General features: G+C 71.4%; 14 protein-coding genes and 1 tRNA gene. 9 read left to right on the top strand and 6 right to left on the bottom strand.

Features of this window, described 5'->3' with window-relative positions; genetic code table 11:
• The first annotated feature begins 41 nt into the window (after nucleotides 1-41).
• A complete protein-coding gene (locus DEJ27_RS13665) occupies nucleotides 42-233 on the top strand; it encodes a hypothetical protein (protein ID WP_110862603.1) in 192 nt (63 codons plus the stop codon).
• 44 nt (nucleotides 234-277) lie between these two features.
• On the opposite strand, the gene DEJ27_RS13660 is transcribed toward DEJ27_RS13665, so the two are convergent.
• Entirely contained in the window at nucleotides 278-781 is a 504-nt protein-coding gene (locus DEJ27_RS13660; RefSeq protein ID WP_220032970.1) for a MarR family transcriptional regulator, read from the bottom strand.
• A gap of 95 nt (nucleotides 782-876) precedes the next feature.
• Here DEJ27_RS13660 and DEJ27_RS13655 point away from each other — a divergent pair, with 95 nt between their 5' ends.
• Nucleotides 877-1,809 (top strand): NADP-dependent oxidoreductase, encoded by a 933-nt coding sequence (locus DEJ27_RS13655; RefSeq protein ID WP_111091187.1) that lies wholly within the window; start codon nucleotides 877-879, stop codon nucleotides 1,807-1,809.
• A 59-nt stretch (nucleotides 1,810-1,868) separates the two neighbouring features.
• The gene (locus DEJ27_RS13650) at nucleotides 1,869-2,858 is read left to right on the top strand and encodes an alpha/beta hydrolase (protein WP_110862622.1); all 990 of its coding nucleotides are present in this window, start codon (nucleotides 1,869-1,871) and stop codon (nucleotides 2,856-2,858) included.
• Between the two features lie 18 nt (nucleotides 2,859-2,876).
• Here DEJ27_RS13650 and bla read toward each other — a convergent pair whose 3' ends face one another.
• Nucleotides 2,877-3,779 (bottom strand): class A beta-lactamase, encoded by a 903-nt coding sequence (gene bla, locus DEJ27_RS13645; RefSeq protein ID WP_375231899.1) that lies wholly within the window; start codon nucleotides 3,777-3,779, stop codon nucleotides 2,877-2,879.
• A gap of 102 nt (nucleotides 3,780-3,881) precedes the next feature.
• Here bla and DEJ27_RS13640 point away from each other — a divergent pair, with 102 nt between their 5' ends.
• The gene (locus DEJ27_RS13640; protein ID WP_111091185.1) at nucleotides 3,882-4,439 is read left to right on the top strand and encodes a GNAT family N-acetyltransferase; all 558 of its coding nucleotides are present in this window, start codon (nucleotides 3,882-3,884) and stop codon (nucleotides 4,437-4,439) included.
• Nucleotides 4,440-4,597: 158 nt separating this feature from the next.
• On the opposite strand, the gene DEJ27_RS13635 is transcribed toward DEJ27_RS13640, so the two are convergent.
• The gene (locus tag DEJ27_RS13635) at nucleotides 4,598-6,079 is read right to left on the bottom strand and encodes a mannitol dehydrogenase family protein (protein ID WP_111091184.1); all 1,482 of its coding nucleotides are present in this window, start codon (nucleotides 6,077-6,079) and stop codon (nucleotides 4,598-4,600) included.
• A gap of 185 nt (nucleotides 6,080-6,264) precedes the next feature.
• Here DEJ27_RS13635 and DEJ27_RS13630 point away from each other — a divergent pair, with 185 nt between their 5' ends.
• The 5 genes from DEJ27_RS13630 (at nucleotide 6,265) to DEJ27_RS13610 (ending at nucleotide 11,743) form a co-directional block, all read left to right on the top strand.
• Nucleotides 6,265-6,903, top strand: a complete 639-nt coding sequence (locus DEJ27_RS13630) for a TetR/AcrR family transcriptional regulator (protein WP_027466131.1) — start codon at nucleotides 6,265-6,267, stop codon at nucleotides 6,901-6,903.
• A gap of 86 nt (nucleotides 6,904-6,989) precedes the next feature.
• Nucleotides 6,990-9,641 (top strand): MMPL family transporter, encoded by a 2,652-nt coding sequence (locus DEJ27_RS13625; RefSeq protein WP_111091183.1) that lies wholly within the window; start codon nucleotides 6,990-6,992, stop codon nucleotides 9,639-9,641.
• Nucleotides 9,642-9,876: 235 nt separating this feature from the next.
• Nucleotides 9,877-10,320 (top strand): MarR family winged helix-turn-helix transcriptional regulator, encoded by a 444-nt coding sequence (locus DEJ27_RS13620; protein ID WP_111091182.1) that lies wholly within the window; start codon nucleotides 9,877-9,879, stop codon nucleotides 10,318-10,320.
• 51 nt (nucleotides 10,321-10,371) lie between these two features.
• The gene (locus DEJ27_RS13615) at nucleotides 10,372-10,584 is read left to right on the top strand and encodes a hypothetical protein (protein WP_017888356.1); all 213 of its coding nucleotides are present in this window, start codon (nucleotides 10,372-10,374) and stop codon (nucleotides 10,582-10,584) included.
• A gap of 64 nt (nucleotides 10,585-10,648) precedes the next feature.
• Nucleotides 10,649-11,743 carry an alkene reductase gene (locus DEJ27_RS13610; RefSeq protein WP_110862610.1) on the top strand — a complete coding sequence of 365 codons (1,095 nt, stop codon included), beginning with the start codon at nucleotides 10,649-10,651 and terminating at the stop codon, nucleotides 11,741-11,743.
• A gap of 321 nt (nucleotides 11,744-12,064) precedes the next feature.
• On the opposite strand, the gene DEJ27_RS13605 is transcribed toward DEJ27_RS13610, so the two are convergent.
• From DEJ27_RS13605 to DEJ27_RS13595, 3 genes are all read right to left on the bottom strand, one after another.
• Nucleotides 12,065-12,137: transfer RNA gene (locus DEJ27_RS13605), tRNA-Arg, on the bottom strand.
• Nucleotides 12,138-12,247: 110 nt separating this feature from the next.
• Nucleotides 12,248-13,033 (bottom strand): dienelactone hydrolase family protein, encoded by a 786-nt coding sequence (locus DEJ27_RS13600; RefSeq protein WP_111091180.1) that lies wholly within the window; start codon nucleotides 13,031-13,033, stop codon nucleotides 12,248-12,250.
• A 29-nt stretch (nucleotides 13,034-13,062) separates the two neighbouring features.
• Nucleotides 13,063-14,484, bottom strand: coding sequence for a glucose-6-phosphate dehydrogenase (locus DEJ27_RS13595; RefSeq protein WP_111091179.1), 1,422 nt, complete (start codon nucleotides 14,482-14,484; stop codon nucleotides 13,063-13,065).
• Nucleotides 14,485-14,534 lie beyond the last annotated feature (50 nt).

The following is a 14,534-nucleotide window of genomic DNA, read 5'->3' as shown; positions in this document are numbered from 1 at the left end:
CGACGCCGCACTGCCAGCCCGGCGCGCGTACCGTGGGCGCTGTGACACGCACCGCTCCGGTACGACCGCATCGCCTCGCCCTCATCGGCGCCGCCGTGGCCCTGGTGATCGGGGTCGGACTGCTCTTCACCCCCTGGGACGGGCCGGTCATCGTGCTCGCCTGGGCGCTCATCGTCGCCGCGGTCGTCCTCGGCGCCGTCACGCTGTTCCTGGTGCGGGCACCCCGCAGCTAGACCGCGAGCCCCGGCTGGCGCGACGGCGCAGCGCAAGCGTTCCGTCAGCTGCGCCGCCGCGCGCCCGCGGACCGTGGTGGGTTCGCGCGCAGGTGCTCCGCCGCTCCCCCGAGGATCCGCGCGAGGTCGTCGACGTCCGCGTCCGACATCGACGCGAACAGCAGGGTGTGCAGCGCCTCGATGTGACCGGGGAAGACGGCTGCGAGGACGTCACGACCGCCCCGGGTGATCGTCACGACCGTGCTGCGTTCGTCGTCGGGCGAGGGCCCGCGGGTGACCAGCCCACGCTGCTCGAGCAGTTGCGCCTGGTACGTCAAACCGCTGCGGCTGTAGACGACCCCGTCGGCGAGGTCGGTCATGCGCTGCTGCCCGCCCGGTGCGTCACCGAGCCGGGCGAGCAGCTGGAACTGCACGTAGCTCAGGCCGCCCACGTCGCGCAGCTGCCGCTCGACCGCGTGGCGCAGCAAGCTGCTCACCTCGGTGAAGGCGAAGTACGCCCCGAGCTGCGTCGGGGTCAGGGAGTTCGGCGCATCCGTCACGGAACCCATCCTACCTGTTGCTTCGAGTTCGAAGCAGTGCTAGCGTCATCGTCAGTTGCTTCGAACTCGAAGCACAACGAGCAACACCGACGAAGGGCACGATCATGCAGGCAGTACGGTTCCACGAGGTCGGCGGTCCCGAGGTGCTCCGCACCGAGGACGTCGAGCAGCCCACCCCGGGTGCCGGGCAGGTGCGACTCCGCGTCGCCGCCTCGGCGTTCAACGCGGCGGACAACGGGATGCGGGGCGGGTTCCTGCCGATCCCGGTCCAGCTGCCGCACGTCCCCGGCTACGACGTGTCCGGCACCGTCGATGCGCTCGGCGACGGTGTCGAGGGGATCGCGATCGGGGACGCCGTCATCGCGTTCCTGCCGATGGAACTCGACGGCGGGGCGGCCGAGTACGTCATCGCCCCGGCGGACGCGGTGGTCGCCGCACCGACGAGCATCCCGCTGGCCGACGCGGCGGCACTGCCCTCGGTGGCACTCACCGCGTGGCAGGCCCTGTTCGACGACGGTCGGCTCGAGGCGGGCCAGCGGGTCCTCGTGATGGGCGCCGGCGGTGTCGTCGGGAAGTACGCGATCCAGCTCGCCGTCCGCGCCGGGGTCCACGTCATCGCGACGGCGAGCCCGCGCAGCATCGAGGCCGTCCGGGCGGCCGGCGCCCACGAGGTGATCGACCACACCACCACCGACGTCCGCGCCGCCGTGACGGAGCCGGTCGACGTGCTGCTCAACCTCGCCCCGATCGACCCGCAGGACTTCGCGGCACTGGTCGACGTCGTGCGCGACGGCGGCGCGGTCGTCAGCACCACGGCGTTCATGGCCACACCGGGCGACGAGTCCCGCGGGGTCCGGGCGGCGACGGTGTTCGTCCTGCGCAACCGAGAACGCCTGGCGGAGCTGGTGTCCCTGGTCGACGCCGGGGCGCTCACGGTCGAGGTCACCCGGCGCATCCCGCTGACGGAACTGCCGTCGCTGCACGCCGAGGCGGCCGCGGGACGGATCAGCGGCAAGGTCGTGGTCCTGGCCGGGTGACCGCCGCACGACCCCGCCGCACCAGCACCACCCGCAGCACCGCCGGATACGCTCGGCGCATGACGGACCAGGGGTGGCACGAGGACGTGCTCGGAGCACCGTACGAACGGCTCGAACTGCCGCTCGGCACCGACTCCGAGGGCCCCGTCGTCGCCACCCTGGTCCGCCGCCGGCACACCCCGACGGACCTGCTGCTGCACGGTCGCGGGCCCCTGCACGGGGTCGACGTGCTCTACGTGCACGGCTGGTCGGACTACTTCTTCCAGGTCGAGCTCGCCGAACGCCTCGAGCGGCTCGGTGCCCGGTTCCACGCGCTGGACCTGCGGAAGTACGGTCGGAGCCTGCGCCCCCACCAGACCCCGGGCATGGTCGACGACCTGGCGGTGTACGACGAGGACATCGCCGCAGCGCTCGACGCGATCTCGGCCGAGCACCCCGGCTCGGACCGCCGCCGGCTCGTCCCGATGGGCCACTCCACAGGCGGCCTGACCCTGTCTCTCTGGACCGCTCGGCACCCGGAGCTCGTGCACGGCCTCGTGCTGAACAGCCCCTGGCTCGAGTTCCAGGCCACCGCGGTCGGCCGGGCCATCGTCGCACCGGTCATCAAGCTCGGTGCCCGTCGGAACCCCCTCGCTCCCATGCCCGCCGTCGACCCCGGCTTCTACACCCGCACCGTCTCGGCCGAGGGCGAGGGGTCGTGGACCTACGAGCAGAAGTGGCGGCCGGAGCGCGGGTTCCCCCTGCACCCCGGTTGGCTCGCCGCGGTCTTCGACGGCCAGGCACAGGTCGAGAAGGGCCTCGGCATCGGGGTCCCGACCCTGGTGATGCTGAGCGACAAGAGCATGCTCCAGCCGCGGTGGGACCCCGGGATGGCGCGGGCCGACGTCGCCCTGAACGTCGACACGGTGGCGCACCGCTCGCTCTCCCTCGGCGAAGAGGTGACGGTCCGCCGGCTCGAAGGCGCCCTGCACGACGTCGTGCTGTCCGCGCCGGAGGTGCGGGAACGGGCGTACGACGCCATCGGGCGCTGGGCGACCACGCTCCGCTAGTCCCGCGACGCTGGCGACTCAGTCGGTCAAACCGGCGACCGCGGCACGGGTCGCCGCGGCGACGAGCGCGTCCGACGGCTCCGCGTCGGGATCGGCCCGGCTCGTCATCACCACGAGCACGATGGGTGCCCGCCCCGGCGGCGTCACGATCGCGATGTCGTTCCGCACCCCGTAGGACGCCGTGCCGGTCTTGTCGGCGACCCGCCACGACGGGTCCACCCCGGCACGGATCGTCGCGTCGCCGGTCATGTTGCCGAGCATCGCCTCGCGGAGCACCCGCCGGTCGGCGGCGTCGAGGGCGTCCCCGAGCAGCACGGTCCGGAGGTCCGCCGCGAACCGTTCCGGCGTCGTCGTGTCCCGCCGGTCGCCCGGGGTCGCCTCGTTCAGGTCGGGTTCGGCCCGGTCGACATGCGTCGTCCGGTCCCCGACGCCGCGGAGCCACCGCTCGACGGCGTCCGGCCCGCCGAGCCGCTCCACCAGCAGGTTCGCCGCGGTGTTGTCGCTGGAGCGGAGCGCAGCGTCGATGAGCTCGCGCACCGTCATCCCGGTGTCGACGTGCTCGCTCGTCACGGGCGCGTACTCGAGCAGGTCGCCGCGGTCGTAGTGCACGACGGCCGCCAGGTCGGCGTCGGACGAGGCGTCGAGGACCGCCGCCGCGATGAACACCTTGATCGTCGACGCGAACGCGAACCGCTCCCCCGCGCGGTGCGCGATCGTCCGACCGTTCCCGGTGTCGACGGCGACGACCCCGAGCCGTGCGTCGTACCGCTGCTCCAGCGCCGCGAAGACCCGGGCGGTGGCCGGGTCGGTCGACGGCGCCACGGACTCGGAAGCCGACCCAGAACCAGAAGCCGTTGCAGAAGCCGACGCCGACGACGTCGGCCCGGTCGTCGCCCCACCCGGGCCGCCGGAGCACCCCACCAGCCCGCCCAGCACCAGGGCCGTCAGGGCCGCGGTCGTCGTCTTCGTCCCACCTCGCACGCCCCGAGCCTGCCCGATGACCGTGCAACTACCCTGAGCGGCATGCCAGCTCCCGCCGTCCGACTCACCCGCCTGGACCCCGCCGGCGCCGACCGCCAGGAGTTGCTCGCGTTCCTGACCTCCGAGGAGTTCCCGTTCCACGTCCGACGCCGCATCAGCGCGGCCGACGCGGCGAGCGCCGTCGACTCCGGTGCCTACCGCGACGACGAGCACGACACCTCCTGGCTCGACCACGACGACCACGGCCGCATCGGTCTGGTCCGCCTCGAGGACCTGGCCGACCCCGTCCCCCTGTTCGACCTGCGCCTGGCCGGTCGGTTCCGGGGTCGGGGCCTCGGGGTCCCCGCCCTGCGTGCGGTGACCGACCACGTGTTCCGGACGATGCCTGCGATCACCCGCTTCGAGGGGCAGACCCGCGAGGACAACACCGCCATGCGACGGGTCTTCGTCCGCGCCGGGTGGGTGCAGGAGGCCCACTACCGCGAGGCGTGGCCCGTCGACGGCGGCCCGGCCGTCGGGTCGGTCGGCTACGGCGTGCTGCGCCGCGACTGGGAGACGGGCGAGACCACCCCGGTGCCGTGGGACGACGTCGCGCAGTGAGCGGCTGACGGTTCTGGTTCACGATCCTCGGGGTTCGCGAACCGGAACCGTCAGCGCGCGGACGCGAACCGCCGTCCCGCCCGTCACGTGGGCAGCAGGCGGACGGGAGGCCCGTGGCGGCGCCGCCACGGGCCTCCCGTCCGCCTTTCGGTCGCGTCTCAGGACCGCGACAGGCGCGTAACGGTGGCGTGCGCGCCGTCCGCGATGAGCCCGTCCAGGGCGTCCCGGTACGCGGCGACGAACCGTTCGTCGTCGACCAGGTCGCCGAAGACCTGGCGGTTCGCGATGAAGGCGAGACGGTCCTCGCGCTGGGTCAAGGCGATGCGGTGCAGGGGCTCGGCGAGCCGGTCGACGATCTCGATGGGCTCACCGGACTCGTCGGTGCCCTCGTCGTACCGGGCCCACGACGCGACGATGCCGGCGGACAGCGTGACGGGCCGACCGGCGGCTAGGTTCTCGCGCACGACGGGGAGCAGCCACTTCGGGATCCGGTCGCTCGACTCGGCGCAGAGCCGGGCGAGGGTGTCGCGCACCTCGGGGTTCTGGAAGCGCTCGATCAGGGTCGACTTGTAGTCCTCGAGGTCGATGCCGGGGACCGGGTGCAGCGTCGGCGTGCTCTCTTCGTCCATGTAGCGGCGCAGGAAGGTCGCGATCGCCGGGTCCTGCGTGGCCTCGTGCGCGTAGCGGTACCCGGACAGGTACCCGAAGTAGCAGAGCCCCTGGTGGCTGGCGTTGAGCAGCCGGAGCTTCATGAGTTCGTACGGCTCGACGTCGTCGACGAGCTGGACGTCGGCGTCCTCGTAGGGCGGGCGGCCGGCGGGGTGGTCGTCCTCGAGCACCCACTGGAAGAACGGTTCGGCGACGACGGGCCAGGCGTCGTCGATGCCGAGCTCGTCGCGGACCCAGGCGCGGTCCTCGTCGGCGGTGACCGGGGTGATGCGGTCGACCATCGAGTTCGGGAACGCCACGTGCTCGTCCATCCAGTCCGCGAAGGCCGGGTCCTGCAGCCGCGCGTAGGCGGTGAACATCGACCGCGCGACGTGCCCGTTGCCCTGGATGTTGTCGCAGGACATCACGGTGAACGGGTCGAGGCCGCGGTCCCGTCGGCGACGCAGCGCCTCGACCACCAGGCCGAACACCGTGCGGGGCGGGCCGTCGCCGCGCAGGTCGGCCGCGACGCCGGGCTCGTCGGCGACGAACTCGCCGGTGACGTGGTCGAAGTTGTAGCCACCCTCGGTGATGGTCAGGCTGACGATCCTGGTGTCCGGGTGCGCCATCTTCTCGACGACGGCGTCCGGGTCGTCGACGGCGAGCAGGTACTCGACGATGCTGCCGATGACACGGGACTCGCGGGTGCCGTCCGGGTGCTTGAGGACGAGCGTGTACAGGCCGCCCTGCTCGGCCATCGCGGTCGCCATCCGACGGTCCTGCTCGAGCACGCCGACGCCGCAGATGCCGTACTCGCGGGCTTCGCCACGCTGCAGGAGCCGGTCGATCACCATCGCCTGGTGCGCGCGGTGGAACCCGCCGACGCCGAAGTGAACGATGCCGGCGGTGATGCCGTCGCGGTCGTAGGTGGGCACGGCGACACCGCTCGCGGCGATCTCGTCGAGGGTCTCCGGGAACAGGCGGACGGGCATCGGGTACTCCTTCGTACGGCGGCGGGTCCGCGGGCGGTGACGCAGCGGTTCGTTCGTCCAGTCTGGCACCCGACACCTCCGACAGAACAACGGTGCAGCACGGGCGTTCCGCACCGGGGGACGAACCTGGGGATGCACTCAACCTCGTTGCACCGAGTGCATCGATGCACCTAGTGTTCGATCTCGTGACCATCGCGACCGACCGCCGTGCTGCCCTCAAGGCGAAGCACCGCGCCGCGATCCTGCAGGCCGCTCGCGACCTGATCGACGAGCGCGGCGGCCGCGACTTCAGCGTGGACGACCTCGCCGCTCGGGCCGACATCGCCCGGCGCACCGTCTTCAACCACTTCGCCTCGCTCGACGAGGTCCTGCTGGCCGTGTGCGAACAGGAGCTGTCCGTCATCATCGACCGGTTCCTCGCCGACATGGCCCGGACCCCGGTGGGCGACGGCAGCCGGGCGTCGATGTTCGACGAGCTCGAGTCCGCAGCCCGCGGCGCCGACCTGGCTCCGGCGATCGCCAGCATGTACCGGATCCTCGGCGACCCCGGCAAGGACGACCCGAAGGCCGCGGTCCTGACCCAGACGGCGTTCTCGCGTGTGACCGAACGACTCCGGCACGAGGTCGCCCGGCGCTACCCGGCCGCCGACCCCCTCGACGCCGCGCTGCTCGTCGAGTCGCTCATGAGCGGCATCGTCGTCATCGCGGAGCACTGGCTGGCGACGTCCGGCCCCGAGCTCGACCAACCGGCGCTCGACGCGTGGGACGACTTGCTCGCACGACTCGTGCACAGTGTCCGCAGCGGCTACATGGCCGACGACTGACGCCGCCCCGCCTCCTCATCCCCCAGGGGTCCACCGGCGCACCCCGCACCACCAGCACCTGACACGAAAGGACCGCAGGCAACCGCATGGCCGGTCTCCTCTACCGTCTCGGACGGTTCTCCGCACGACGCCACTGGCTCGTGATCATCACCTGGGTCGCGATCATGGCCGTCGCGGGCGTCACGTACACGCTCTTCGCCGGCACGATCTCGTCGTCGATCACGATCCCGAACACCAAGACCAGTCAGGTGCAGGACCAGCTCGCCGACAAGTTCCCGTCGGCGAACGGCGGCAACGGCACGATCGTCTTCGAGACGAAGGACGGCAAGGCGTTCTCGTCGTCGCAGCAGTCCGAGATCGACGACTTCCTGACCGGCCTCGAGGAGCTCGACGGCGTCAAGGGCACGACGAGCGGCTTCGACACCCAGCAGCAGCTCGACGACCAGCGGCAGAAGATCGTCGACGGGCGTGACCAGATCGAGTCCGGTCGCGCGGAGATCGAGACCGGCCAGCAGCAGCTCGACGCGCAGAAGACGCAGCTCGAGTCCGGCAAGCAGCAGATCGCGGATGCCCAGGCGAAGCTCGACGCGCAGAAGGCCCAGGCGCAGGCAGCCGGCGGCGCAGCGGTCCCCGCTGCCCAGGCCCAGGCTGCGGCCGCCCAGCTCCAGCAGGCGCAGGCGCAGATCGACGCCCAGCAGGCCCAGATCGACGCCGGTGAGCAGCAGCTCGCCGACGCCCAGAAGACGATCGACACGAACAAGCAGAAGCTCGACGACAACGAGCAGGAGCTCGAACAGGGCTCGGACCTGCTCGACCTGTCGAAGGACATCCGCTTCGTGTCGGACAACGGCAGCGCAGCGATCGGCACCGTGCAGTTCACGAAGTCGACCTACGAGGTCCCCGCGGACACGAAGACCGCCATCGCGGACGACGCCGAGTCGGCCGACATCGAGGGCGTCAACGTGTACGTCTCGAACGACATCGCACAGGGTGTGCCGTCGATCCTCGGCCCGGGTGAGATCGGCGGTGTCATCATCGCCGCGATCGTGCTGCTCCTGATGCTCCGCACGGTCATCGGCGCCGCGGTCCCGCTCGTCAGCGCCGTCCTCGGCGTCGGCGTCGCCTCGCTCACCGCCCTGTCGTTCTCGAGCGTCGTCGAGTTCATCTCGGTCACGCCGGTGCTGGGGGTGATGCTGGGCCTGGCGGTCGGCATCGACTACTCGCTGTTCATCCTGAACCGGCACCGCACCCAGCTGAAGCAGGGCATGCAGGTGCACGAGTCGATCGGGCTCGCGAACGGCACCTCGGGCAACGCCGTGGTGTTCGCCGGTGCGACGGTCATCGTCGCGCTGCTCGCGCTGAACATCACCGGCATCCCGTTCCTCGGCCTGATGGGCACGGTCGGTGCTGTCGCGGTGCTCTTCGCGATCCTCATCGCGACCTCGTTCACCCCGGCCCTGCTGTCGCTCATCGGCATGCGGATCCTGCGGAAGAAGGAGCGCGCGAAGATCGGCAACACCGACTCCACGCGGATCCCGAACAAGCCGATGTCGAGCTGGCGCGCGGTCATCACGCTCGTCCTCGGTGTCGCGGTGCTCGGCACCATCGCCCTGCCCGCGACGCAGATGCGCCTCGGCCTGCCGAGCGGTTCGTCCGAGGCCGTCGAGTCGAGCCAGTACAAGGCCTACAAGACGCTCGAGAAGGAGTTCGGCGCCGGTCAGAACGGCCCGCTGCTCGTCGTGGCGACCCTGCCGGAGTCGATCAGCAAGAGCGACGTCACCGCGACCGAGGTCACCATCGGCCAGGCGATCGCGAAGAACGACGACGTCAAGGCCGTACTGCCCATCGGCGCCTCGAAGGACCGCGACATCATCGCGTTCCAGGTGAAGCCCGCCGGCGGCCCGGACAGCATCTCCACCGAGAACGTCGTGAAGGACCTGCGCGAGCAGACCGTCTCCACCGACGACGGCAAGGTCACCCTCGGCGTCGCCGGCAACGCGTCGGCGAACATCGACGTGTCCGAGAAGCTCTCGAACGTGCTGCCGCTCTACCTCGTGGTGGTCGTCGGGCTGTCGCTGATCATCCTGATCATCGTGTTCCGGTCGTTCCTCGTGCCGATCACCGCCACCGCCGGGTTCATCCTGTCCGTCCTGGCCTCGTTCGGTGGTCTGACCGCGATCTACCAGTTCGGCTGGCTCGGCTCGGTCTTCGGGGTGCACGACCCGGCACCGATCCTGAGCTTCCTGCCCATCATCGAGATCGGGATCCTGTTCGGTCTGGCGATGGACTACCAGCTGTTCCTGGTGTCCGGCATGCGTGAGGCCTACGCCCACGGTGCGAGCGCGAAGGTGGCCGTCCAGCGCGGTCTGCACGCGGGTCGCGCGGTGGTCACGGCGGCGGCGATCATCATGATCTCCGTGTTCGCGGGCTTCATCTTCTCGGACTCGTCCACCATCAAGCCGATCGGCTTCGGGCTGGCGTTCGGTGTGCTGATCGACGCCTTCGTCGTCCGCATGCTGCTCATCCCGTCGGCGATGCACCTGCTCGGCAAGAGCGCCTGGTGGTTCCCGAAGTGGCTCGACCGCATCGTGCCCGACGTCGACGTGGAGGGCGCGAAGCTCGAGCGCACCCACCCGGTCGCCGGCCACGAGGACACGCACACCGGCACCCACGCGCTCCCCGTGGAGCCGGACGCGACCACGCACGACTCGGGGCACCCGCCCGCGCACCGCGCGTAGTCGACGCACCAGCGCCACCACCCTGGAGGCCCGGTGCCGGTCCACGAGACCGGCACCGGGCCTCCAGGCCATTGCGCCCACCGCCCCGGGGCGGTGCCCCTCCCGCATACGCGCGCGTGTTCCGACGTTCCACGCGTCGATCGACGGGTGGAATGTCGGAAGAAGCACACGCATCGAGACGTCGTACCCACTCGGCGCACACCACTTCGTGCACGAACGAAGTACCCTGGGGCGCATGACCCAGACCGCACCGGACCCGCTCGCGCTCGACCGGCAGCTCTGCTTCGCACTCGCGGCGACGAGTCGCAGCGTCATCGGGCTGTACCGCGACCTGCTCGACCCGATGGGCCTGACGCACCCGCAGTACCTCGTCATGCTCGCCCTGTGGGAGCGGGACCCGCGGTCGGTACGCGAGATCGCCGGCGAACTGCGACTCGATTCCGCGACGCTGAGTCCGCTGCTCAAGCGGCTCGAGGCCTCCGGCTACGTCCGCCGCACCCGCAGCACCGCCGACGAACGCCAGCTCGAGGTCTCCCTGACGACTGCCGGGCACGCCCTGCGCGACCGGGCCCAGGCGGTCCCGCTCGCCGTCGCCGACCGGCTCGGGTGGCCACTCGCCCGGCTCGAGTCCCTGAAGGACGAGCTGACCGAGCTACTGGAGCGCGTCGACCAGGTGTGATCCGTGGCCATCGGTGCCATAATGGTTTGTGCACGAACGAAAGGATGCACCGTGGGACGCTTCGGCCAGTGGTACGAACGGTGGAACACGACGCTCATCGACAAGATGGGCCCCTCGCAGATCGGCGCCGGTCGCCCCGAGGGCATCGACGACCGGACGATCGACCGGGGGTGCCCCCTGTGCGGCAAGCCCCTCTCCCAGCACCAGGTGATCCGGCCCGAGGGCCAGGTCCGCTCGTCGACGCTGGTGTGCCCGCGCGACTGACCGCACTGCCTGAAGAAGTGCTCCGAGGTGGAATTGCATCGGACAACTCGTCGTTCGCCCTGAGGTGAAGCTCTTCGAACCCGCCTCCATCGGCGCCCTGTCCCTGTCGAACCGCGTCGTCATGGCCCCGCTCACGCGCACCCGCGCCGGCGAGCACGGCGTCCCGAACGACCTGCTCGTCGAGCACTACCGACAGCGCGCCGGCCTCGGCATGATCATCACCGAGGGCACCTGGCCCGTGCAGGAGGGCCGCTCCTACCCGGGGCAGCCCGGCATCGAGACCGACGACCAGATCGCCGGCTGGCGCCGCGTGACCGACGCCGTGCACGCCGCCGGCGGCACGATCGTCATGCAGCTCATGCACGGCGGCCGCGTCTCGCACACCGACATCTCGCAGACCCCGCGCATCGTCGCCCCGTCCGCCATCGCCGCCCCCGGGCAGACGCACCTGGCCGACGGCTCGAAGGCCGACATGCCCGTCCCGCACGAACTGACCACCGCCGAGGTGCAGGAGGCGGTGCAGGGCTTCGTGCAGGCCGCCCGCAACGCGATCGCCGCCGGGCTCGACGGTGTCGAGGTCCACGGCGCCAACGGCTACCTGGTGCACGAGTTCATGTCGCCGGTGTCGAACACCCGCACCGACCAGTACGGCGGCTCCCCCGAGAACCGCGCGCGCTTCGCGATCGAGGTCACCACCGCCATCGCCGAGGCCATCGGCGCCGACCGCACCGGCATCCGCCTGTCGCCCGAGCACGGGATCCAGGGCGTCATCGAGGACGACGCCGACGACGTCCGCGCCACCTACACCGCCGTCGCCGAGGGCCTCGCGCCGCTGGGGCTCGCCTTCGTGGACGTCCTGCACGCCGAGCCGACCGGCGACCTGGTGCAGCACGTCCGCCGCACCGCGGCCGCGCCGTTCATCGTGAACTCGGGCTTCTCGTCGCTCACCACCCGCGACGAGGCCATCGCGATCGTCGAGGGGGACCACGCCGACGCCGTCGCCGTGGGCCGCGCCGCGATCGCCAACCCGGACCTCGCGCACCGCTGGGAGCACGACGCCGAGCTCAACGAGCCCCGTCCGGAGCTCTTCTACGGCGCGACCGCCGAGGGCTACACCGACTACCCGTCGCTGGCCGAGGCGCGCGCGACCGTCGCGTAGTCGACGCACCGACAGATCGGACGGGAGGCCCGTGGCGACACCGCCACGGGCCTCCCGTCGGTCGTGCGGGACCGAGCGCTTCACCGGACGCGCCCAGCTCGTGGCGCAGCGCAGGGCGCTGTGGCACCGCTCTTCACGTCCTTCGGCATCGCCGGCGCCTCGGAGGTCGTCGCGGCCACGGAACCGTACTCCCCCGCCACTTCGTGAGCAGGAACGGAGTCGCACGGACGTGACGCGACGCACGGGCCCGGACCCGCAGCCGTGCAACGACGAAGGGCCCCGGTGGAATCCACCGGGGCCCTTCGTCGTTCTGCTTGCCTGTGCGCTCGAAGGGACTCGAACCCCCAACCTTCTGATCCGTAGTCAGATGCTCTATCCATTGAGCTACGAGCGCGTGGCCTTGCGGCCGTGGAAGACTCTACAACAGGTGCGGCCCGGGCGCCAATCGAGGCGCTCCGGCCCCCGTGCTCGGCGTGTCGCGAGCGGTCTCCGACGGCCGCACCGTCACAGCGCCGCGGGCTCCTCGTCGAACACCTCGGCCAGGAACACCCGGAGCGCCTGCCACGATCGGCGGTCGGCACGCTCCTGGTACTGCGCGCCGTGGTCCGGGGCGTCGGTGCCGGGCACCGCGAACGCGTGCATCGCGCCGGAGTACGTCACGACCTGCCAGTCGACGTCCGGCGCAGCCCGCATCTCGTCCTGCCACGCGTGCACGGCATCGTCCGGCACGACGGGGTCGGCGCCCCCGGTGAGGACGAGCAGCTTCGCCCGGATGTCCGCGGCGTCCGAGGGGTCGTGTGCGATGAGGCCGCCGTGGAACGCCACGGCACCGACCAGGTCGGCCCCGGTCCGTGCGAGTTCGAGTGCGGTCGAGCCGCCGAAGCAGTACCCCATCACGACGACGCGGGCGGGGTCGACGTCCGGGTCGGCGAGCAGTCGCTCGAGCCCGGCGGTGGCGCGGGCCCGCAGCAGCGGCAGGTCCCGGTAGAAACCGCCGGCGACCTGGGCCGCGGTGTCGTCACCTGGGCGGATGCCCGCACCGTAGATGTCCGCGCCGAAGGCGACGTAGCCGAGTCGGGCGAGCATCGTCACCCGGGCCTCGACGTGCTCGTTCACGCCGTGCCAGTCGTGCACGACGAGGACGGCCGGACGACGGCCCGCGATCGCGGCGTCCTTCGCGAGCACACCGAGCAGTTCGGTGCCCTCGTGGTCGTAGGAGACGTCGTCGACACGGATGTCGGCGCCGGCGGGTTCGGGAACGGTCTGCAGGACGTCGTCGGTGGTGTTCACGTCGCCCGACGCTACGCCGCCGCTCGGGCTCAGGCCTCGATGTTGTCCCAGCCGTCGGGGCCGACGGACCCGGCGGCGTACTCGTCGAGGGGTGCCTTGCCGGCCTTCCACGCGTCGAGGAACGGCCCGACGACCTTCCAGCCCTGCACGGCGCTGTCGCCGCGGACCGACAGCGTGGCGTCGCCCTCGAGCACGCCGGCCAGCACCTCGCCGTAGGCACTCAGGCGCCCGGGGTTGAAGGTCACCTCGAGGCTCGTGTGGTCGATCGTGTACGGGTCGCCGGCACCGTTGACGTTGAGCTCGAGCTGCATCTCGTCCGGGGCGATCCAGATGCGCAGCCGGTCGGGCAGCTCGGTGCCGGTGAGCCCCTCGGGCACGTGCGGGGAGTCCTTGAACGTGATGACGATCTCGCGGCGCTGCGCGGCGAGCGCCTTGCCGGACCGCAGGGTGAACGGGACGCCGGCCCAGCGCCAGTTCGCGATCTCCAGGGTGAGCTGGGCGAGGGTCTCGGTTCCGAGCGACGGGTCCACGCCGTCCTCGTCGACGTACGACGGCAGCTGGCGGTCCCCGACGGTGCCGGCGGTGTACCGGGCGCGCTTGCCCGCGGTGACGACGTCGCCGCCCCACGGCCGGACGGCCCGCAGCACGAGCTCCTTCTGGGTGCGGAGGTCGTCGGCCTTGATCGAGGCGGGGGCCTCCATCGCGACGACGGCCATCACCTGCAGCAGGTGGCTCTGGATCATGTCGGTGAGCGCCCCGGCCTTGTCGTAGTAGCGCGCCCGGCCCTCGAGCCCGAGGGTCTCGTCGTAGACGATGTCGACGCGCTCGACGTGCTGCGACGACAGCAGCGGTTCGATGATGCGGTTGGCGAAGCGCAGCCCGAGCAGGTTGAGCACGGTGGAGCGGCCGAGGAAGTGGTCGACGCGGTGGATGCGCTCCTCGGGGATGAACGAGTGCAGCAGGTCGTTGAGGTGCGAGGCGCTGTCGGCGTCGGTGCCGAACGGCTTCTCGAGCGCCAGGCGGGTGCCGGCGGGCAGGTCGAGGTGGGCGAGCTGCTCGCAGCTCTTCTCGGTGACCGCCGGCGGCAGTGCGAAGTAGATCGCCGGGTCGTGGTCGCACGCGGCGAGCAGTGCCCGCAGGTCGTCCGGGTCCGTGACGTCGGCCTTCCGGTAGGTCGAGGCGTCGACCACGGCCTGCAGTCGGGCCGGCAGCGACGTCTCGCCCGAGGCGCCCTCGTCCTCCTCGTTCTTCGACGCCTGCGCGTTCTCGAAGGACTCGCGCACCTGCGCCTTCCAGTCGGCGTCGGACAGGTCCTCGACACCGGCCCCGACGAGCTGGACGTCCCAGTCGTCCTTCACCTGGAGCAGGGTGGCGAGGCCGGGCAGCAGCAGGCGCTTGGACAGGTCGCCGCTGGCGCCGAGGATGAGCAGGCTGGTCTGGAGGCTCGACATGCACCAGACCGTACTCACCGTCCCCCGGGGACGGCCGGGCCGCTACGGTG

Source organism: Curtobacterium sp. MCPF17_018, from assembly GCF_003234135.1.
Lineage (GTDB): Bacteria > Actinomycetota > Actinomycetes > Actinomycetales > Microbacteriaceae > Curtobacterium > Curtobacterium flaccumfaciens.
Note: the sequence above shows the minus strand (reverse complement) of the source record. Positions and strands in the feature narration are given on the sequence as shown.